Annotated in this window: 20 protein-coding genes and 1 pseudogene; 8 read left to right on the forward strand and 13 right to left on the reverse strand. The window is 63.9% G+C overall.

Going from position 1 to position 19,049, the window contains the following annotated elements; genetic code table 11:
- Positions 1-247, reverse strand: a pseudogene (locus PKA57_RS06550) (type VI secretion protein ImpB); the annotation flags it as partial.
- 301 nt (positions 248-548) lie between these two features.
- Between PKA57_RS06550 and PKA57_RS06555 the strand changes: the two are divergent.
- A complete protein-coding gene (locus PKA57_RS06555; RefSeq protein WP_324298907.1) occupies positions 549-1,310 on the forward strand; it encodes a DUF2189 domain-containing protein in 762 nt (253 codons plus the stop codon).
- Between the two features lie 156 nt (positions 1,311-1,466).
- Positions 1,467-2,753: a divalent metal cation transporter gene (locus PKA57_RS06560; RefSeq protein ID WP_324298740.1), complete on the forward strand. Its 1,287-nt coding sequence runs from the start codon at positions 1,467-1,469 to the stop codon at positions 2,751-2,753.
- Positions 2,754-2,759: 6 nt separating this feature from the next.
- Here PKA57_RS06560 and PKA57_RS06565 read toward each other — a convergent pair whose 3' ends face one another.
- On the reverse strand, positions 2,760-3,008 hold the full coding sequence (locus PKA57_RS06565; protein ID WP_324298742.1) for a zinc-finger domain-containing protein: 249 nt from the start codon (positions 3,006-3,008) through the stop codon (positions 2,760-2,762).
- A gap of 185 nt (positions 3,009-3,193) precedes the next feature.
- Between PKA57_RS06565 and PKA57_RS06570 the strand changes: the two genes are divergently transcribed.
- Together PKA57_RS06570 and PKA57_RS06575 are read left to right on the forward strand one after the other, a co-directional pair.
- Positions 3,194-4,549, forward strand: coding sequence for an MFS transporter (locus PKA57_RS06570; RefSeq protein ID WP_324298744.1), 1,356 nt, complete (start codon positions 3,194-3,196; stop codon positions 4,547-4,549).
- Between the two features lie 271 nt (positions 4,550-4,820).
- Positions 4,821-6,236 (forward strand): MFS transporter, encoded by a 1,416-nt coding sequence (locus PKA57_RS06575; protein ID WP_324298746.1) that lies wholly within the window; start codon positions 4,821-4,823, stop codon positions 6,234-6,236.
- A 6-nt stretch (positions 6,237-6,242) separates the two neighbouring features.
- Here the strand turns inward: PKA57_RS06575 and PKA57_RS06580 are convergent, their stop codons facing one another.
- On the reverse strand, positions 6,243-7,505 hold the full coding sequence (locus PKA57_RS06580) for a M20 family metallopeptidase (protein WP_324298748.1): 1,263 nt from the start codon (positions 7,503-7,505) through the stop codon (positions 6,243-6,245).
- Between the two features lie 101 nt (positions 7,506-7,606).
- Between PKA57_RS06580 and PKA57_RS06585 the strand changes: the two genes are divergently transcribed.
- Entirely contained in the window at positions 7,607-8,353 is a 747-nt protein-coding gene (locus tag PKA57_RS06585; protein ID WP_324298750.1) for an alpha/beta hydrolase, read from the forward strand.
- On the opposite strand, the gene PKA57_RS06590 is transcribed toward PKA57_RS06585, so the two are convergent.
- The 6 genes from PKA57_RS06590 to PKA57_RS06615 form a co-directional block, all read right to left on the reverse strand.
- Complete coding sequence (locus PKA57_RS06590; RefSeq protein ID WP_324298752.1) at positions 8,354-9,142, reverse strand: glucose 1-dehydrogenase; 789 nt, start codon at positions 9,140-9,142, stop codon at positions 8,354-8,356.
- A gap of 70 nt (positions 9,143-9,212) precedes the next feature.
- Positions 9,213-9,560, reverse strand: coding sequence for a PilZ domain-containing protein (locus PKA57_RS06595; protein ID WP_324298754.1), 348 nt, complete (start codon positions 9,558-9,560; stop codon positions 9,213-9,215).
- Between the two features lie 74 nt (positions 9,561-9,634).
- The gene (locus PKA57_RS06600; protein WP_324298756.1) at positions 9,635-10,498 is read right to left on the reverse strand and encodes a glucose 1-dehydrogenase; all 864 of its coding nucleotides are present in this window, start codon (positions 10,496-10,498) and stop codon (positions 9,635-9,637) included.
- 76 nt (positions 10,499-10,574) lie between these two features.
- Positions 10,575-11,369, reverse strand: a complete 795-nt coding sequence (locus tag PKA57_RS06605; protein ID WP_324298757.1) for an enoyl-CoA hydratase — start codon at positions 11,367-11,369, stop codon at positions 10,575-10,577.
- Positions 11,370-11,448: 79 nt separating this feature from the next.
- Complete coding sequence (locus tag PKA57_RS06610; RefSeq protein ID WP_324298759.1) at positions 11,449-12,987, reverse strand: sulfatase-like hydrolase/transferase; 1,539 nt, start codon at positions 12,985-12,987, stop codon at positions 11,449-11,451.
- 83 nt (positions 12,988-13,070) lie between these two features.
- Positions 13,071-13,874, reverse strand: a complete 804-nt coding sequence (locus tag PKA57_RS06615) for an alpha/beta fold hydrolase (protein ID WP_324298761.1) — start codon at positions 13,872-13,874, stop codon at positions 13,071-13,073.
- A gap of 224 nt (positions 13,875-14,098) precedes the next feature.
- Here PKA57_RS06615 and cysE point away from each other — a divergent pair, with 224 nt between their 5' ends.
- Positions 14,099-14,938 (forward strand): serine O-acetyltransferase, encoded by an 840-nt coding sequence (gene cysE, locus PKA57_RS06620; protein ID WP_324298763.1) that lies wholly within the window; start codon positions 14,099-14,101, stop codon positions 14,936-14,938.
- Positions 14,939-15,033: 95 nt separating this feature from the next.
- Here the strand turns inward: cysE and PKA57_RS06625 are convergent, their stop codons facing one another.
- Both PKA57_RS06625 and PKA57_RS06630 read right to left on the reverse strand, forming a co-directional pair.
- Positions 15,034-16,317, reverse strand: coding sequence for an FAD-binding oxidoreductase (locus tag PKA57_RS06625; RefSeq protein ID WP_324298765.1), 1,284 nt, complete (start codon positions 16,315-16,317; stop codon positions 15,034-15,036).
- A 21-nt stretch (positions 16,318-16,338) separates the two neighbouring features.
- Positions 16,339-16,623: a hypothetical protein gene (locus tag PKA57_RS06630; protein WP_324298767.1), complete on the reverse strand. Its 285-nt coding sequence runs from the start codon at positions 16,621-16,623 to the stop codon at positions 16,339-16,341.
- A gap of 130 nt (positions 16,624-16,753) precedes the next feature.
- Here PKA57_RS06630 and PKA57_RS06635 point away from each other — a divergent pair, with 130 nt between their 5' ends.
- Positions 16,754-17,554, forward strand: coding sequence for a glucose 1-dehydrogenase (locus tag PKA57_RS06635; protein WP_324298769.1), 801 nt, complete (start codon positions 16,754-16,756; stop codon positions 17,552-17,554).
- Between the two features lie 7 nt (positions 17,555-17,561).
- Here PKA57_RS06635 and PKA57_RS06640 read toward each other — a convergent pair whose 3' ends face one another.
- Positions 17,562-17,708, reverse strand: a complete 147-nt coding sequence (locus PKA57_RS06640; protein WP_324298771.1) for a hypothetical protein — start codon at positions 17,706-17,708, stop codon at positions 17,562-17,564.
- 228 nt (positions 17,709-17,936) lie between these two features.
- Here PKA57_RS06640 and PKA57_RS06645 point away from each other — a divergent pair, with 228 nt between their 5' ends.
- Positions 17,937-18,149 carry a DUF3126 family protein gene (locus tag PKA57_RS06645; protein ID WP_324298773.1) on the forward strand — a complete coding sequence of 71 codons (213 nt, stop codon included), beginning with the start codon at positions 17,937-17,939 and terminating at the stop codon, positions 18,147-18,149.
- Between the two features lie 3 nt (positions 18,150-18,152).
- Here the strand turns inward: PKA57_RS06645 and PKA57_RS06650 are convergent, their stop codons facing one another.
- Positions 18,153-18,917, reverse strand: a complete 765-nt coding sequence (locus tag PKA57_RS06650) for a hypothetical protein (RefSeq protein WP_324298775.1) — start codon at positions 18,915-18,917, stop codon at positions 18,153-18,155.
- Positions 18,918-19,049: the final 132 nt, after the last annotated feature.

The raw sequence follows: 19,049 nt of genomic DNA on the forward strand, positions 1-19,049 counted from the left end.
CGGGCGATTGCGGCACGAAAACAATGTCAGGGCACAGGTTTCGTGCTTCGTCGAGCGGCATGACATTCTTGACGCCACGAAGCTTCGCTTCGCGTGAACAGGCTATGACGCAGGTGTGCTCGGCATTGGCAAACGGCACGACCCCTATGGGGCGACCGCGCAGACCGGGCCGTGCCTGTTGTTCAACGGATGCGAAAAATCCGTCGAAATCCAGATAAAGGCGTTCGGGTTCCGTGGGTTGACGCATCACTGCACGCTCGTTTTGAAGTCGGATGGAATGAGAACATATAGAGAACACTTGAGTCAACCGCGCGAGACGCGAGCCGCCATTTGAGGTATAGTTTTTACCTCGGAAGGTCGCGGGTCTCTCGTGACTGGCGGCGCGATCGGCGCCCGGGCATGAGCGGTCCCCCGGCCCTTGAACCATCGGTTCGGGAGGTGCGGACATGGCCATCAGGAACCCCATCGAATGGAGCTGGGCCCAGCTCAACAATATGGCGCTCGCCCTGGGCGCGGCGGGCCCCTCGCTGCATCACATTCAGGAGACCATGCATTCGCCCGCCCCGGCGATCCGCCGGATCGGCGTTCGGGACATCGGCGATGCGCTGGCGAAGGGTCTCGACGATTTCGGCGCCTACCGGACCGACGTCATCTTCCTCTGCGTGTTCTATCCCGTGGTCGGCCTCGTTCTGGCGCGGTTCATGTTCGGCAGCGATATGCTGCCGTTGCTCTTTCCGCTCGCGTCGGGCTTCGCGCTGATCGGGCCCTTCGCCGCGATCGGCCTTTACGAGATGAGCAGGCGGCGCGAGCAGGGGCTTTCCGTATCGTGGACGAATGCGTTCGATGTCGTGCGCCTGCCCGCATTCGCGGGGATCGTCGTTCTCGGCCTCGCGCTGGTGGTGACCTTCCTGCTCTGGCTCGTTGCGGCCTGGCTCATCTATCACTGGACGCTCGGGCCTGAATCGCCCGGCTCGGTTTCCACCTTCATCCGCGACATCTTCGCAACGAGACCCGGCTGGACGATGATCGTTGTGGGCTGCGGCGTCGGCTTTCTCTTCGCGCTCTTTGCCATGGCCATCAGCATCGTGTCGTTTCCGCTGCTGATCGACCGCGATGTCGGCCTCGATACGGCGATCCGTACCTCGATCCGCGCCGTCGCCATGAACCCCGGCCCGATGGCCGTGTGGGGCCTCGTCGTCGCGGGCGGGCTGGCGATCGGATCGATCCCGCTCTTTCTGGGGCTGGCGGTGGTCATCCCGGTGCTCGGGCATGCCACCTGGCATCTCTATCGCAAGGTGGTGGAGCGCTGACCCGCCGCGTGTCGATAGCATCGGCGACAACGGGCGCCGGGCTCGGGCTTCAGGCGCGCGGGGGCTGGCGTCGCATCCGGCCGCACCTCATGCCTCACATCAACCACAATCGCCGCATAGCTTCTTGAGCGGAACCCAGGCAACGATCTCACGCCTATGAGCCAGGACGAAGACGCCGTCGATCCATCTGCGGAACGGAGAGGGAGCGTCTTCTCCATCCTCGGCCCGGGGCTGACGGCGGGGGCTTCCGACGACGACCCGAGCGGCATCGCCACCTATTCGCAGGTCGGGGCGCAATTCGGCTATGCGCTCGGATGGACGCTGGTGTTGAGCATTCCGCTCATGGCCGCGATCCAGGAAATCAGCGCGCGGATCGGACGCGTCTCCGGCCACGGCATTGCGGGCAATCTCGCGCGGCATTATCCGCGGCCGGTCCTCTATGCCATTGTCAGCCTGCTATTCGCGGCAAACGCCATCAATATCGGCGCGGATCTCGGCGCCATGGGCGCGGCGCTCAAGCTGCTGATCGGCGGTCCGGCATTTCTCTATGTCGTGCTCTTCGGCACGGTGAGCGTGCTCGCGGAAGTCTTCATCCAGTATGCGCGCTACGAACCCATTCTGAAGTGGCTGACGCTCTCGCTCTTTGCCTATGTCGCGACGGTTTTCATCGTCGATGTGCCCTGGGCGCAAATGCCCTATCACGTGCTGGTGCCGACAGTCTCGCTCGACCCCGCCTTCATCACATGCGTCGTCGCCGTGCTGGGCACGACGATCAGCCCCTATCTTTTCTTCTGGCAGGCGGAGGAGGAGGTCGAGGGCGCGGAAGCGAAACCGTCATACAATCCGCTGCGGGACGATCTCGCGGCCGCGCCGCGCGAGTTCAGCCGCATCCGCCTCGATACGGTCATCGGCATGGTATTCTCGAATGTCGTCTCGCTCGCGATCGTCATCACCACGGCGGCGACGCTGCACGCGCACGGCATCACCGACATCAACACATCCGCCGAGGCGGCGGAGGCGCTGAGGCCCATCGCCGGGCCTTATGCGTTCGCGATCTTCGCGGCTGGCATCATCGGCACTGGCGCTCTCGCCGTGCCTGTGCTTGCGGGCTCGGCGGCCTATGCGGTGGGCGAGGCGATGCAGTGGCCCTCTGGTCTTGCGCGCCGGCCCGGCGAGGCGAAGGCGTTTTACGGGGTCGTGGCCTTCGCGACACTCATCGGCGTCGCCATGAATTTTTCGGATGTCGATCCGGTCAAGGCGCTCTTCTGGAGCGCCGTCATCAACGGCATCGTCGCCGTGCCGGTCATGTTCATGATGATGCTGATGACGCGGCGGCGCGAGATCATGGGCCCGCTCATGCTGCCATCGGGCCTGCGCATGCTGGGCTGGCTCGCAACCGCCATCATGTTCGCGACGGCCGTCGGCCTCTTCCTCACCTGGTGAGAAAGATCAGGCGTGTGCCCTCAGAAGGGAGATCGCGTCGGCGGGGACGGATTCGTTCGCCTTGAGCGAGGCGTCGAATTTGTAGAGCGTCGAGCAATAGGGGCAGAGGATTTCTGTGTCGCGGCCCATGTCGAGGAAGACATGCGGATGGTCGTTGGGCGGCAGGGCGCCCATGCACTCGAATTCGCGCACGCCGATGCGGATTTCAGACACGCCAGCGTCATTGGAGAATTTCGGTGTGCCTTGGCCGTGCATCGCTCTTCGCCTTTCGCTGCCGGATTTCGTTTCTTGTCGGGGTGTCCCGCCGAACCGGCGCTAAATTAGTCCGGCGGCCTGTGAATTCCTAGCCGGAAGTTGAGGGCTTGGCCGGGCCATGCCGCTTGTTCATACTACCTGTCCGCGAAACTTTCCCACAGCCCATAGACGGAGTTAGCGACCGAATGGCCGAAGCCCGCCTCTCTGCCTGGAAATTGTCCGCATTTTCCGGGCCCGCGATCCCCATTGCCGCGCTCGGCCTGCCCATCGGCGTCTATCTTCCGCATTTCTATGCGGGCCCCATGGAACTCGGACTCGCCACGGTCGGCACGATCTTCATGCTGGCGCGCTTCTGGGACGTGATCACCGATCCGGCGATGGGCGTGCTGTCGGACAAGTTTCCCTCGCGCTGGGGAAGGCGGCGGCACTGGATCGTGCTTTCCGTGCCGATCACCGCGCTCGCGGCCTATTACGTCTTCATTCCCACGGCGCCGGTGACGCCGGCCTATCTCTTTTTCTGGATGTTCGTCCTTTATGTCGGCTGGACGATGCTCACCATTTCGCACATGGCCTGGGCTGCCGAGCTGAGCGACGACTACAATGAGCGCTCGCGGGTGCAGGCGTTCCGCGAAGCCTTCCAGATTCTCGGCGTGCCGCTCGTGCTGATGCTGCCCGCGATCATCGAGACGATGGGCGCGGAAAACATGGAATCAGTCCGCGTCGAGGCGATGGGCTGGTTCATCATCGTCCTGCTGCCGCTGACTGTGTTCCTCAATCTGCGCTTTGTTGGCGAGCGCCCCTCGCGACCCCAGCCGCATGTCTCGCTCAGGGACGCCTTCTTGCCGCTGCTGAAAAACAAGGCGCTGCGTCTCATCGTGGTGGCTGATTTCGCCAGCGGATTTTCCGCCGCCTCGCTCGCCTCCCTGTTCATCTACGAGGTCACGCATGTCTGGCAGCTCAAGAGCTTCGCCAGCCTGCTGATGCTGCTCTATTTCTTTGCCGGGCTCGGCTTCATCCCGCTCGTGCTGAAGCTGAGCTATCGTTTCGGCAAACATCACACGCTCGTCGGCACATCGCTTTTCAACGCCTGCTTCGCGCCGGTGCTCTTCCTCATTCCGCCCGGCAACATCTATGTGGCGGCCGCGGTTCTGGTCTTCCTCGGCGTCAATGTCGGCAGCGCGACGATCCTTTATCGCTCCATCATGGCGGACGTCGCCGATATCGACGAGCTGGAGACGGGCCAGCGCCGCACGGGCCTCTTCTATTCGATGCTCACGCTGACCCAGAAGGTCGGCGGCGCGGTGGCGGTCGGCATCGTGTTCTGGACGCTGGCGCTGATCGGATTCAATCCGAGGGGCGACAATTCTGCACATGCGATCAACGGTCTCTCCATCGTTTTCGTCGCCGTGCCCGTCATCTGCAACTTTCTCGTTGCAGCGATCATGTGGAAATTTCCGATCGGTTTGAAGGAGCAGCAGGCGCTGCGCGAGAAGCTCGAGGAGCGCTATGTCGAGGAACTCGAAATGACGGAGCGCGGATAATTCCGCTGCCAGGCGATAGATGCCGCAAGGTAATGCTTGGCCGTTGTCGCGCGCTTCGGCATACTCCGGCCCGGCGGTAAAACGGGGGCAGCAAAGAACCCCCGTAATCCGCCTTTCCCAGGGAGGGGCCATGCCTGCTGCGGCAGGGGGCGACGCGCGATTGAGGCTTCTATTTTCCCCGTTATGCGTGTCCACGGTTTGCGCCGGCTTCAGGCGCATGCCTCGTCCTCTCATTCCGTAATACATGACTTCAGACCGGAGCGTACCTGGCATGGCCGAGGAGAGACATTCAACCTTTCGATTGCTCGCATATGCGATGCCCTCGATCACCATCGCCGCCCTCGGTCTTCCGCTGGCCGTGCATCTGCCGGAGTTCTATGCGACCACGATGGGGCTTGGCCTGATCGCGGTCGGTGCCGCCTTCACTCTTGCCCGTGGCTGGGACGTGATCGTCGATCCGCTTCTCGGCTATGTCTCGGACAAGTTCGAAACCCGGTGGGGCCGCCGCCGGGTATGGGTGGTGATCTCCGCGCCGCTCATCATGCTGGCGAGCTTTTTCGTCTTCATTCCGAAGCGGGGCTTGCCGGTGCTCAACTCGGCCATCGGCGCTCTGGGCTTCGCGCCGATCGAGGCCGTGACAGAGGCGTATCTCGTCGGCGGCTTGCTGGTCCTCTATCTCGGCTTCACTATGCTGCTGCTCGCCCATATGTCATGGGGCGCGGAACTGAGCGACGACTATAACGAGCGCTCCCGGATTCAGGGCTGGCGCGAGGGCCTCTCCGTGCTGGGCGTGCCGCTGGTGCTGATGCTGCCGGTGGTGATCCAGTCTCTCGGTGGTGTGGATGCCGCGCATAACAGCGTGGAAGTGATCGGCTGGTTCATCATCATCGTGACGCCGCTGGCGACGCTTCTGGCCGTGACCATGATGGGCGAGCGCGATGCCAAGCCGCAGCCGCATCTGCACTGGCGCGAAGCCTTCAAGGCGCTGATGACCAATGATGGCCTTCGCCGCCTTGTGATCGCGGATCTCTTCAGCGGCATTTCCGGCTCGGCGCTTGGCGCCATGTTCATCTTCGAGGCGAAATACGTCTGGGAAGTGGGCGGTTACACGAACCAGCTTCTGCTTCTCTATTTCTTCGCCGGTGTCGGCTTCGTGCCGCTGGTGCTGAAGCTCTCCTACAGGTTCGGCAAGCACTACACGATGATCGGCGCGTCGCTCTTCAACGTGTGCTTCGTGCCGACGCTGTTCCTCATCCCGCCGGGCAATATCTGGGTCGCGTCGCTCATTCTCGTCTTCCTCGGCGTCAATGTCGGCACGCCGTCGGTGCTCTATCGCTCGATGATGGCGGATGTGGGCGATTTTGACGAGGTGAAGACAGGCCAGCGCCGCACGGGGCTCTTCTACGCTCTGCTGACGCTGACGGCCAAGGTCGGCAGCGCCATCGCCATCGGCGCCGTCTATTTCATTCTCGATCGCATCGGCTTCAAGGCCGAGGGCAACAACACGCCTGAAGCGCTGTTCAACCTCAATGTGATCTATGTGGCGGTGCCGTTCCTCTGCAACCTTTGCGTGACGATCATCATGTGGGGGTTCCCCATCGGCCTGAAGGAGCAGCAGGAGCTGCGCCGGATTCTCGACGAGCGTGTGGTTGAGGAAGTCGAGGCCGTCGAGGCGCCGGTGATCTGACAGCCCTTAGTGGGCGCCGCAGCCGCAGCCGCCGATCTCGGCCTTGCCGTTGGGGTCATAGGCGGCTGCGATCGAGCGGGCGGAGCCTTCCGCCGTCGCGGCGAATTCGGCCTCTGCCTTTTCGCGCAGGCTTGCATCCGTCATGTAGTCGATGGCCGTCAAGGCGAGCGCCTTGGCGCCATCGATACAGGCCTTGTCACCAAGATCCGATCCGGCCCAGCGCGCGAATTCGGGATTGTGGATGACGACATTGGGCGGCGCGCAGGAAATCATCGGGTGGATCGAGGGCACGCGATGGCTGACATTGCCCATGTCGGTGCTGCCCGCACTGCCGCCCGGCATTTTTTCGAGCGGGAAGAAATCGCGGCCGAGGCCGCGCATATTGGCCTCATAGGAGCGGGCGAGGGGCATGTTCGTCTTGAGATCGAGATAGTCGGCCATCGCCCATTTGACCTCGACGGTGCATCCGGTGGCGAGGGCGCCCGCCTCGAAGCAGGCCTGAACGCGCTTCTTCAGCGGGGCAAGCTCTTCGGCATTGGCGGCACGGACGTAGAAGAAGCCTTCCGTCTCGTCGGGCACGATGTTCGGCGCATTGCCGCCCCTGGTGATGATGCCGTGAATGCGCTCCGAATGCTTGATGTGCTGGCGAAGCTGCGCGATGGCCTGATAGGCGGTCACCAGCGCGTCGAGCGCATTGAGGCCCGCATGCGGCATGGCCGAAGCGTGCGAGCTTTTCCCGCGATAGGTGACGACGACTTCCGAGATCGCGATGCAGGGCATGGTGATGAGGTCGATGCCGGCGGGATGCACCATCATCGCTGCGTCCACGCCTTCAAAGGCGCCCTGCCGGGCCATCAGTTCCTTGCCGCCGCCGCGTTCCTCCGCCGGCGTGCCGAGATAGCGCACGCGGCCGGGAAGCGTATCGCCGAGCGCGCCGAGAGCCAGAGCGGCGCCGAGGCCCGTCGTCGCGATGATGTTGTGCCCGCAGGCATGACCGATGCCGGGAAGCGCGTCATATTCCGAAAGGATCGCCACTTCCGGCGCGCCCGCCGGGCCGAAGGCGGAGGCATAGGCCGTGGGCAGGCCGAAGGCGCCGCGCGTGACCGGCAGGCCCGCGCTCTCCAGACGCGCTGTCAGCAGCCGCGCCGCTTCCACCTCGTGGAAGGCAAGCTCGGGCTTTGCATGGATCGCATGGCTCACATCGATGAGCATCGACGCCATGGCGTCGATCGCATCGCAGACCTGGCGCTTGAGAACTGAAGCCGTCATTTCCTTCCTCCCGCTATTTCCGAAATCCTAGCCGGATGCGCCTGTCCTTGCCACCCTGCGAAAGATGTTAGACTGGCCGCCAACCCGGAGGAGGACGATCCGTGCAGTATTTCGAATCCGATGGTCTGACGCTTGCCTATCGCATCGAGGGGGAGGGCACGCCGATCCTTCTCGTGCACGGCTTCGCCTCGACGCACAAGGTCAACTGGATCGCGACGAGCTGGTCGCGGACGCTGATCGACGCAGGCCATCGCGTCATCATGTTCGACGGGCGCGGCCATGGCGCGAGCGACAAGCCGCATGACCGGGCAGCCTATTCGCTTGATGCGATGGCTGACGATGTCGTCGCGCTGCTCGATCATCTGGGCGAGCCGGGCGTCGATCTCATGGGCTATTCGATGGGCGGGATGGTGTCGCTCGTCGCGGCGGCGACATATCCCGACCGCTTCGACCGTGTGATCGCGGCGGGAGTCGGCGAGCGCCTGCTCGACAAGGGCAAGGGCTCGCGGGATGTCGTCGAGGCGCTGCTTGCCGAAGACCCGTCCTCCATCGCCGATCCCGCCGCCAGGCTCTTTCGCGATTTCGCCGACCAGAACGGGCAGGACCGGGCCGCGCTCGCCGCGTGCTTTGCGGCGGTGCGCGAGGACTTCCCGGAGGAGATACTGGCCGACATCGTCAGCCCGGTGCTGATCGTGGCGGGCGAGACGGACGAGGCGGCGGGCGCGCCGGGACCGCTGGCCGCGCGCATCCGCAATGCGCGGGCCGTCGTGGTACCGAAGCGCGACCATATGAAGACCGTCGGCGACCGCGCCTACAAGGACGCGGTGCTGAGGTTCCTCACGGAGTGATCAGCGCGCCACGAGCGGCGCGAAGCCGAGATGCATCCCCGCATCGGTGATCAGCGTTTCGCCGGTGATGTGATCGGAGCCTTCGCCCGCAAAGAACACGACCGATGCGGCAATGTCCTCGGGCGTGCCGGCGCGGGCAAGCGGCGTCGATGCTTCCTGCTGTTTCCTGATCTTCTGGAACTGCTCCTCGCCGAAGCGGTCCGAGAACCAGCGCGTGCCGATGAAGCCGGGGCAGACCGCGTTGACGCGGATTTCCGGCGCGAGCGAACGGGCGAGCGAAAGCGTCATCGTGTTGAGCGCGCCCTTGGAGGCGGCATAGGCGACGGATGAGCCGATGCCGGTGACGCCCGCGATCGAGGAGATGTTGACGACCGATCCCTTGCCCGCGGCCTTCATGTGCGGCGCGCAGGCGCGGATCATCTGATAGGCGCCGACGACATTGACGCGGTAGATCGCGAGGAAGTCGTCCGCGCTCAGCGCGTCGAGATCGGCGTGGTTAGCGAATTGCGTCGTGCCCGCATTGTTGACGAGCACGTCGATCCGCCCCCACTGATCGACGGCGGCCTTGGCGATGCGGCGGCAATCCTCGTCATTGCTCACATCGCCCTGGGCGAGAATGGCATCGACGCCTTTCGCCTTGACGGCGGCGAGCGTCTCCTTCGCTTCCTTCTCGCTCTTGGTGTAGTTGACGACGACGCGGCTGCCGCGCTCGGCGAGCTTGACCGCGACGGCGGCGCCGAGGCCCGTTGCCGAGCCGGTGACGATCGATACCTTGTCCTTGAGTGCCATGATGTCTCCCCGTGTAGCTTTGCGGGGGAGTTTAACCGCTCCGGCGCATTACGCCATGGCTCGCGCGCGACTATTCGTCGGGCGGGTTGTGAAAGGCGGCGAGGATGAGCTTGTCGGTGAGGCGGTTCCGCTTCTCCAGGCTCGTCGCAAGCTCGATGCAGACGAGATCGCCATCATAGCGGACCGCGGCACCGCGGGCGAAACCGACCTCGGGTACGTCGAGCGCCACATCGGCGCCGAGGGCGGGGAGCGGCAGACACTCGATCAGCGCGCCCGTCGCCGACATTTCGTGCACGATGCATTCCGTGTCGACGCCGGCGAAGACGATACGCCCCTCGATCCGCGTTCCGATGCGGCGAAAGAGACGCCGGTCGCGGCTCCCTCCTGCCAGTGCGGGTTTTTCGGGCGTGTTGGACATGGGCTCTTCCCGGAGCGTCATGCTCCGGGAAGAAGCCTAGGCAGTGATGGTTTCCAAATCCTTGCTGGGCGCGATCAGGCGGGCTTCTGGTCGGCCGGAAGGGCGGCCATGAAGTCGCCGATCACCTTCTCGAAGTCGATGCGCTTGCCGAGCGAGGCCATTTGCCCCGCGGTGAGGCCGCCATCGACGGCGATCGCCTGCCCGGTGACGAAGGAGGACGCATCGCTCGCAAGGAAAAGCGCCGTCTCGGCAATGTCGTTCGGGACGCCCGCGCGCGGTGTCGGCTGGATCTTGGCCAGATGCGGCTTCATATATTCCGCGAACTGGTCGGCCACCTGCGTGCCGAGGCCGAGCCCGGCGCCGAAGATCGAGGTGGCGATGCCGCCGGGGCAGATCGCGTTCGATCGGACGAAATAGGGCGCAAGCTCCATCGCCGCGCAGCGCGAGAAGTGATGCACCGCGGCCTTGCAGGCGGAGTAGACGAGGGGGCCGAAGCCTGCCTGAAGACCGGCGACCGAGGCGGTCGAAATGATGCTGCCCGAATTCTGCGCCTTCATGTGGGGCACGGCATATTTGTAGCCGAGCACGACGCCCTTCAGCAGCACGCCGACGGTTTCGTCGAAACCGTTCATGTCGATCTCCTGAAGCTCGCCGCCGACGCCGCCATAGCCGGCATTGTTGAACATGACATCGAGCTTGCCGAATTTCGCGATGGTGTGCTCGACGAGGTTCTTCACCTCCGCTTCCTGCGACACATTGGTGCGGCAATAGGAAAAATTCTTTCCAAGCTCGCGTTCCATCGCCTCGCCCTTGTGATCCTGAAGGTCCGCCGCGACGACCTTCGCGCCCTCCTTCAGAAACAGATCGACCGTGCCACGGCCGATGCCGCTTGTGCCGCCGGTGATGATCGCAACCTTGCCTTCAAGCCTTCCGGCCATGTCGTTTCTCCCTGTCGGTTCTGATTGCTCCCGTTCCGCCCTGGCCTCGATTGCGCCCGGCCCGGCGGCGCGGAGATTATTTTCCCTTGAAGCGGGGTTTGCGCTTTTCCATGAAGGCGGCGCGGCCTTCGGCGTAGTCCTCGCTCGCGAAGCAGCGGGCGATGAGCTGGTCGCAATAGCGCGTGTCGAAATTCTCGGGCGCCTTGGAGACTTCATCCACGATGCGCTTCGCGGTCAAGACGGTGAGCGGAGCGTTCTCGGTGATGATGGCGCAGGTGTCGCGCGTCTGGGCTTCAAGCTCCTCGCGCGCGAAGACGCGATTGATGAGGCCCATGGCGAGCGCCTCGCCGCAAGTGAAGCGGCGGGCGGTATAGAAGATTTCCTTTGCGAAGGCGGGGCCCACCACATCGACGAGGCGTCGCGTGCCGGAAGCGCCATAGGCGAGGCCGAGCTTCGCCGCCGGGATGCCGAAGGTCGAACCGTCCGCCGCGAAACGCAGATCGCAGGAAAGCGCGATGCCGAGCCCGCCGCCGATGCAATAGCCGTCGATCATGGCGATGGTCGGACGATCCGCACGGGCGATCGTCTCGAAGGCAACGGTGGTCGCATCCTCATAGGTCTGCACGCCAGCGGCGCTCGATCGCGTTTCGCCGAATTGCGAAATATCGGCCCCGGCGACAAAAGCCTTGTCGCCTGCACCCTTGAGCACGATGACGCGGATCTCGGGATCGGCCTCGAAGCCGGCGATGATCGAAGGCACGGCCTCCCACATGTCGAGGCTGACGGCGTTCAGCCGCTCTGGATTGTTGAAGATCATCCAGCCGATCGCGCCGTCCTTCTTCGCGATCATGCGGGGCGTGGGGGAGGACATGGGGCACCTGCTCGTTCATTGCGTTTCCGCCATGCGTCGCCTTACGGCGGAACATGGCGGAACATGAATAGCAGAAGCCCTATACGGGCGCGACGCATTCCAGACGCGGATTGCGCGCCGGCGGAAGATTGTCCCTCAGATCGGCGAGGAGGTCGGAACGGAGCGCGGCATAGGCGGGGTCGTCCCAGAGGTTGTGCCACTGCTGCGGGTCGTTCTTGTGGTCGTAAAGCTCGCCCTCCGTGCCGTCATAGATCGTGCCCGGCAGATAGGCGGTGATGGTGTAGCCGTCGCGATAGATGGTGCGCAGCCCCACCGTCGTGCCGTCGACATGGGTGCAGTCCCATTCGGTGAAAACGCGCTCGCGTTTCTGGCGCTCCGCTTCCGCATCGCTTTGGGGCAGGGGCTTGCCCTGCATCCATTCGGCGGCGGGGAGCCCGGCGATCTCGCAGAAGGTCGGCGCGAGATCGACCTGGCCCACGGGCGCGGCGACGCTTGCCTGCGCCACGCCCGCCGACTTCGCCGGGCGCCAGATCATCGGCAGGCGCATCAGCGCGTCCACATGATAGGGGCCCTTGAAGAGCAGGCCGAACTCGCCCTGAAATTCGCCGTGGTCGGTGGTGAAGATCACATCGACATCGTCGCCCCAGCCGCGCTTTTCGATCGCGGCCATGATCTTCGCGATGGCCTCGTCGATCAACTCGTTCTCGACATGGGTGAAGGCGTTGATCTCGCGCACCTGATCGGCGGTCATGTCCTTGGCGCGGAAGGCGGGCGGCGCCTCGAAATTGGTCACGCGCTCGCCCGTGTACCACTCCATCCAGTGGCGCGGCTTGCCGCGCAGGATTGCTTCGATCTTCTCCTTCGAGCCCGGATAGAAGTCCGGCATCGGCGTCGAGCGCCACGGGTGGCGGCCGAGTTCCGATTTGGGCGGGTCCCAGGGGTGGTGCGGATCGGGAAAGGAAACCCAGCAGAACCAGTCATCCCCGGCGCCGAGCCCGTCGAGCCAGGCGATGGTGCGGTCCGCGACCCAGTCGGTGTGGTAATGCTCGCGGGCGATGTCGTTATAGTGGAGCTGGCAGCCGCCGCTTTCTCCGCCGCCTGCGGCGTTCACCTGAAACTTGTCGTCGAGATTGCGGTAGAACTTGCCGATGGCATCGGGAGCGACCTTCCTCAACCATTCGTTGTAGTGAAGGATGAGCGGCGAGTGGGAGGCAAGCTCCATATGCTCGAAGCCGCGATGGGGGCCATATTCACCGACGCGCGCCATGCGGTTTTCATAGAACTGGAGATTGAGATCGAGCATGGGCTCGAAATGAGCCTTGCCGAAAAGCGCCGTGCGGTATCCGGCTTTTTCGTGCAGATATTGAGCGACGCTTGGTGCGTCCGCGGGCAGCGGCACGCCATTCATCCAGACGCCATGGGTCGAGACATATTGCCCGGTGATCATGGTCGAGCGCGCCGGCATGCAGACGACGTTCTGATTATGCGCGCGGGTATAGTTGATGCCCTTCGCGGCCAGCGCGTCGATCGTCGGCGTTCGGGCGACCTTCTGCCCGTTCGCGCCGATGGCGTCGAAACGCATCTGATCGGTGGTGATGAATAGAATTTTCCGGCCCATCGGCTCTTCTCCCACGCTCGCTCAAGGTTTAATGTAGCACATTAATCAAGTCCTGGCGGCGGCGCCAGCGCGTTCTCCGCGCTTCATTCCTCGCCCTTGAGGAAGCGGATCATGGCAGGGAATGCCTCGCGGTCCTGAAGCATGAAGAGATGGCCGCCCTCGAAGAGGCGCAGTTCCGCGCCGCGGATGCGGTTCGCCATGGCGCCGACGATTTCGGGCGGAGCGATACCGTCATAGCGCCCGGCGCAGACAAGGGTGGGGCAGCGGATCTGGTCGAGGCGGTCCCATGTATCGTGCCTGGCCCGCGCCTCGATCTGGCGATGGCGCCCAGCCGCCATGCCGGGTTCATCCGCATGCGGATCGGCGGCGGCAAGCTCGACCATCTTTGCATATTGTTCGGGATGCGCGGCGGCCCAGGCCGCGTCGTGGCGGCGATCCGAGATCGGGATCATGTGGCGCGCGCGCTCCTCGCCCTTCAGATGCTCGATGGTGTGGAAGGGGTAGGACGAGCCGCCCGCGCCGCCCGGCGTTGTGCAGGCAAGCACGAGCCCCTCGACCATATGGGGATGGTTGATGGCGAGTTCCTGCGCGACCATGCCGCCGAATGAAACGCCGATGACGAGGGCCGAACCCCAGCCGATTTCTTCCATCAATCGCGCCGCGTCCTCGGCATATTCGGCCATGGAGTAGGGGCGATCGGGCTTCGAGGACTGGCCGAGGCCGCGCTGGTCGTAGGCGAGCGTGTCGAAATGCCTGGGCAGGGGGCCGTCGAAGACATTGGGCTTGAGCCGCAGATCGCCGCCCGTGCCGGAGATGAAGAGCAGCCTTGGCCCTTGCCCCATTCGCTCGTAGTAGAGTTCCAGGTCGCCGATTTTCGCAAAAGGCATGAACGAATTTCCCTTACATTCCGGCGGTGCGGGGCCATATCATCGGCATGCGCTGCGGGGATCGAGTCGCATCGCCTGCGCGAAACCGGGCCGGAGCAGTGACAGTGGCCCGTCCCGCGTCGCAGTTGAAACTATACCTTACCGGAATCCGTGTGCTAATTTACCGGACTGTCGCGTAGGAAAGGGGCCCGCCCGAACCGGGTGAGGCCAGTAAGGAACGCCGCATGTCACAGCCCGTCGAGCGGAATGCCGCGGATGCACTCACCGTTTACGATCCCGTATGGGACCGGATGCGGACGGAAGCGCAGGAAATGGCGCAGAGCGAGTCGGCTCTTGCGAGCTTTCTCCATGTGACGGTGCTCAATCATCGGCATTTCAATTCCTCGCTCGCTTATCATCTGGCGCAGAAGCTCGGAAACGTCGAGGTTCGCGCCATGCAGCTTCGCGAGATTTTCGACGATGTGCTGAAGTCGGCGCCGGAGATCGGCGAGGCGGCGCGGGTCGACATCGTCGCTTATTACGAACGCGACCCGGCATGCCATTCCTATGTGCAGCCATTGCTCTTCTTCAAGGGCTATCACGCGCTGCAAGCCTATCGCATCGCGCATTGGCTATGGACGAACGGTCGGCGCGCGATGGCGCTCTATCTGCAGAACCGGATTTCCGATCTCTTCGCGGTTGATATTCATCCCGCGGCGAAGATCGGGCGCGGCGTCTTCATCGATCATGCGACCGGCATCGTTATCGGCGAGACGGCCGTGGTGGGCGACGATGTGTCGATGCTTCACGCCGTGACGCTGGGCGGCACCGGCAAGGAATCCGGCGACCGCCACCCCAAGGTCCATCGCGGCGTGCTCATCAGCGTGGGCGCGAAGGTGCTGGGCAACATCCAGATCGGCGAATACAGCCGCATCGGCGCTGGCAGCGTGGTGCTGCATGACGTGCCGCCGCATTGCACGGCTGTCGGCGTGCCCGCCAAGATCGTCGGCTGCGCAGGCTGCGACAAGCCGAGCCACGAGATGGATCATATCATCGACGAAGGCGAGGGCGGCGCGGGGATCTGAGGCTCATCGCCTCCCGCGCCGATGGAGTGGACCCCGGATCAAGTCCGGGGTGACGGCCCGTGAACGGGTCGCGCGCCGTCTTTCATTCGATCATGTCAGGGCAGGCGGTCCTTCAGCGTGTACCAGAGCACGCCCGCGATGAGCCCCGGATAGCGCAGCAGCGTTCCGCCGGGGAAGTTCGGCACCCTGACATCGGCCATCCAGTCGAAGCGTTCGGCCTGCCCGGCGATTGCTTCCGCCATGAGCTTGCCCGCCAGTGTCGCGATGTTGAGGCCCTGGCCTGAAAATCCCTGCGCATAAAGAATATTCGGCGCGAGGCGGCCGAAATCCGGAATGCGCGACATGGTGATGGCGAGAGTGCCGCTCCAGGCATAGTCGATGCGGACATCGGCCAGTTGCGGGAAGACGCGGAGCATTGGCTTCCGCACGAAGGCGGCAATGTTGGATGGGAGGCGCCCGGAATAATTCTCGCCGCCGCCGAAAAGCATTCGCCCGTCCGCTGAGAGCCGGTAGTAGTCGATGACGAATTTCGTGTCCTGCACGCCGACATCGTCGCGGATGAGGGAGCGCGCCCGCGCTTCGCCCAGCGGCTCCGTTGCAACGATGAAATTGTTGACCGGCATGATGCGCCCGGCAATGTCCGGTGCGAGCGAGCCGAGATAGGCGTTGCAGGCGAGAATGACATGCCGGGCCATCACCGTGCCGTTCGGGGTTCGCACACGGGCAGGATCGGCGCGCGAAATGTCGAGCGCAGGGGTGTGCTCGTAGATCCGCACGCCTTTCGCCAGCGCGCCGCGCGCAAGTCCCAGACAGAAATTCAGCGGATGAAGATGGGCCCCGCCCATGTCGAGCATGCCGGCGTGATAGCGCTCGGTGTCGACCATCTCGCGCATTTCCTCGCGCGGGACGAAGCGAAGCATATGGTAGCCATATTCGCGGGCCATATGGTCGACTTCGTCCTGGAACCAGGCGGCTTCGCCGTGTTTCCAGGCGGCATGAAGCACGCCCGGCTTGAGGTCGCAGTCGATCTCGTAGCGGGCGATGAGATCCTTCACCGTGGCGAGGCCGTCGGCGGCGAGCGACCAGAGGCGGTGGGCCCATTCGAGCCCGAGCTTTTCCTCGAGTGTCCGCTGGTCCTTGCGATGGCCCGAGCCGAGCTGTCCGCCATTGCGGCCCGACGCGCCCCAGCCGACGCGCTCCGCCTCGATCACGGTGACGGAATATCCCCGTTCGGCAAGGTGGAGCGCGGCGGAAAGGCCCGTGAAGCCCGCACCTATGACGCAGACATCCGCCGTTTCGTCGCCGTTCAGCGGACCGAGTGCCGGAACGCCCTTGGCGGTCGCGACATAGTAGGAGGACGGATAGTCTTGCGCGGGCATGAAATCTCGCGGGTTGTTGCGTCAGTCGATCTCGAACACCGTCTCTTCACTTGCGTCGGCGTGAATGTCGACAAGGTCGATGCACGCCTCCCACGGAACGGAGTCGCGCATATCCTCGAGCGCGTCCGCATCGTCCCACTCACTATAGAAGGCGACGCTCTTGCCGTCAGCGGCCGTGAGCAGGCGCGCCAGACGGAAGCCCTGGCGGGGGGAGCGGTCGAGCTCGCGTTCCTTGTAGGCGCGCAGCTGCGTCAGAATGTCCGAGGGTTGCGAAGTCTTGTAGCGAAGCAGATAGGCGACGGCCATTGGCTTTCCCTGAAGGTTGGAATGGTCGCAGGCTCTATAGCATGGCCGGGCGCCGCTTTCCTTCTTTGCGGAACTGGCGAGTACGGTCAGAATGCCCGCAAAACGATAAGCACGATAAGCGGAGGCTTCTATGGGACGGGTTCAGGGAAAGGTCGCAATCGTCACGGGCGCGGCCAAGGGGATAGGTGCCGCGAGCGCGAAGGCGCTGGCGCGCGAGGGTGCCAAGGTCGTTTGCAGCGATCTCGACGAAGCGGGCGGCGAGGCTGTCGCGGCCGAGATCCAGCGCCTCGGCGGCGAGGCGATCTTCATGCGGCACGATGTCGTCGATGAGAGCCAGTGGGAGCAGGTGACGAAGCTTGCCGAGGACCGTTTCGGCGGGCTCAACATTCTCGTCAACAATGCCGGCATCGCGCCCGAAGGCGGGCCGATCGAGGACAAGACGCTCGAACAATGGCGTCATACGCTCGCCGTCGATCTCGACAGTGTCTTTCTCGGCTGCAAGCACGGCATCCGCACGATCAAGAAAACCACGGCGAAGGGCGGATCGGGCTCCATCATCAACATTTCCTCGATCCTCGGCCTTGTCGGCTCCGCCAATGCCAGCGACTACAATGCGGCGAAGGGCGGCGTGAGGCTTCTCAGCAAGGCGGCCGCTCTCGAATGCGCGGAGGCGGGCTATCGCATCCGCGTCAATTCGGTGCATCCCGGCTATATCGACACGCCGATGGTGCGCGGCGTCGTCGACAGAGGCATGTCGGGCATGCCCGTCAGCGGCAATGAGATGATCCAGTTCCTGACCATGCTGCACCCCATCGGCAGGCTCGGCGTCGCGGACGAGATCGCCAATACGGTGCTGTTTCTCGCGTCGGACGAGTCGTCCTTCATCACCGGCGCCGAACTCGTCGTCGATGGCGGTTATACGACGCGCTAGGTCGCGCTTATCGGGGGTGGGTGAACGCCGCCGTGATGGCGGGGGCGTTCGCTCCCTTGCCGTGTGCCGTCGAGCCATGGAGAAGCGCGAAGATCGCGCTCGCCGTGAGCAGGATCGTAAAAAGCGTCAGCCATTTGAACGAGCGACGCGGCATCCGCGTTTCCTCGAAATGTTCCTGCGTGCCTGAAACATGGCATGGGCGCGCGCCTTCTCCAATCGGACGAAGCGACGCAGAAGCCGGACGACGCCGCTTGCGTTCGCTTCCGCGTCCCGGCAGGCCCGATCATGGTTTGCGCGCGAACGCGCGAGCGGCTAAAACCTCGCTATGCGGGGCGCGTCCGTACGGGCTCGCCGGCGCAGGAAACGAGGATTGGAGACGGACTTGGACAAGAACGAAATCAAGCGCATCGAAGCCTATCTGCGTGAGAAGTTCCGTCTTCCTTCGATCACGGTCACGAAGCGGCCGCAAAAGGACGACTCCGCCGAGGTGAATATCGGCGATGAATTCATCGGCGTCATTTTCCGCGACGAAGAAGACGGCGAGGTTTCCTACGCCTTCCAGATGGCGATCCTCGACATCGACCTGCCCGATTGATCGTCAATCGGTAATCGTGCCTTCGAGGTCGCTGGGCAGGCCCGGCGCCTCGAACGAGGCCACGAGGCGGATCATGAGCTCATCGGTCCGCTGCCACTGGGCCAGATGCGCGCGCTTGTAGCGATAGGTGAGCGCGAGGTTCTGCGAAAGCAGAAGAGTGCGTGTGCAGTTCGGGCTGGCATTGAGTGCCGTCTGCCGCTCGCAGATGAGAAGCACAAGGCGCCCGTCGCTATTTTCGCCGACCAGCAAATCCTGATCCCGATAGCCGGAATCCTGCCTGAAGCTGAACTTCTCGAGCCCCGTCGCATCCTTCTCGGGTTTCTCCGAGACGAGATATTTTGAATAGATTTCCTTCAGGCGGCGTTCGGCGGGCAGCAGGTTCTTCGCGCCGTGGAGCGTGAAATAGAGCGTCGCCGATTCCGCTGAATTGTCGGCAAATTCCTGATCGCGTTCCGGCGTATAGGGCGCGAAATCCGGCAGGAGCGTGTGCATCGAGATTTCGGATTGCGCCCCGCCGGTCCGCTGCGCGGGATAGCGCGTGTAATTTTCCGGAATGAGGAAGCGCGTGCCGCCGACCACCGCCTCGATGCGCCGGGTGAGAGCGCTTGCGCGCGGATCGCGGCCGAGGATCTCGGCGGGTGTGGGGCCGAAATAGTAATAGAGGAAGACCGAGGACAGGGTCAGGACCGCAAGCGCGACCAGGACCGGAAGAATCCAGGCCGGACGTTCATGGACGAGTTCGCCGCCGGATTGCTTCTGCCGTGCCAATCGCTCTCACTCCCCCGTTTCGGATGCATCTTAGCGGCGCGCTCGGACACCGCAATCGGGGCGCCGCGATCAGGCCCCCGCCGATGTTTCGCGCTGGCACAGAAGGGCGGCGCAATCCGGCACGAGCGGCGC

This window comes from Parvibaculum sp. (assembly GCF_035325945.1).
In the GTDB taxonomy this organism is placed as follows: Bacteria; Pseudomonadota; Alphaproteobacteria; order Parvibaculales; family Parvibaculaceae; genus Parvibaculum.

Bases quoted from the DNA above. Each gene is read 5' to 3' on its own strand.
- PKA57_RS06555 (WP_324298907.1), top strand. From the start codon at position 549: ATGCATTCGCCCGCCCCGGCGATCCGCCGGATCGGCGTTCGGGACATC.
- PKA57_RS06560 (WP_324298740.1), top strand. From the start codon at position 1,467: ATGAGCCAGGACGAAGACGCCGTCGATCCATCTGCGGAACGGAGAGGG.
- PKA57_RS06565 (WP_324298742.1), bottom strand. From the start codon at position 3,008: ATGCACGGCCAAGGCACACCGAAATTCTCCAATGACGCTGGCGTGTCT.
- PKA57_RS06570 (WP_324298744.1), top strand. From the start codon at position 3,194: ATGGCCGAAGCCCGCCTCTCTGCCTGGAAATTGTCCGCATTTTCCGGG.
- PKA57_RS06575 (WP_324298746.1), top strand. From the start codon at position 4,821: ATGGCCGAGGAGAGACATTCAACCTTTCGATTGCTCGCATATGCGATG.
- PKA57_RS06580 (WP_324298748.1), bottom strand. From the start codon at position 7,505: ATGACGGCTTCAGTTCTCAAGCGCCAGGTCTGCGATGCGATCGACGCC.
- PKA57_RS06590 (WP_324298752.1), bottom strand. From the start codon at position 9,142: ATGGCACTCAAGGACAAGGTATCGATCGTCACCGGCTCGGCAACGGGC.
- PKA57_RS06595 (WP_324298754.1), bottom strand. From the start codon at position 9,560: ATGTCCAACACGCCCGAAAAACCCGCACTGGCAGGAGGGAGCCGCGAC.
- PKA57_RS06600 (WP_324298756.1), bottom strand. From the start codon at position 10,498: ATGGCCGGAAGGCTTGAAGGCAAGGTTGCGATCATCACCGGCGGCACA.
- PKA57_RS06605 (WP_324298757.1), bottom strand. From the start codon at position 11,369: ATGTCCTCCCCCACGCCCCGCATGATCGCGAAGAAGGACGGCGCGATC.
- PKA57_RS06610 (WP_324298759.1), bottom strand. From the start codon at position 12,987: ATGGGCCGGAAAATTCTATTCATCACCACCGATCAGATGCGTTTCGAC.
- PKA57_RS06615 (WP_324298761.1), bottom strand. From the start codon at position 13,874: ATGCCTTTTGCGAAAATCGGCGACCTGGAACTCTACTACGAGCGAATG.
- cysE (WP_324298763.1), top strand. From the start codon at position 14,099: ATGTCACAGCCCGTCGAGCGGAATGCCGCGGATGCACTCACCGTTTAC.
- PKA57_RS06625 (WP_324298765.1), bottom strand. From the start codon at position 16,317: ATGCCCGCGCAAGACTATCCGTCCTCCTACTATGTCGCGACCGCCAAG.
- PKA57_RS06630 (WP_324298767.1), bottom strand. From the start codon at position 16,623: ATGGCCGTCGCCTATCTGCTTCGCTACAAGACTTCGCAACCCTCGGAC.
- PKA57_RS06635 (WP_324298769.1), top strand. From the start codon at position 16,754: ATGGGACGGGTTCAGGGAAAGGTCGCAATCGTCACGGGCGCGGCCAAG.
- PKA57_RS06640 (WP_324298771.1), bottom strand. From the start codon at position 17,708: ATGCCGCGTCGCTCGTTCAAATGGCTGACGCTTTTTACGATCCTGCTC.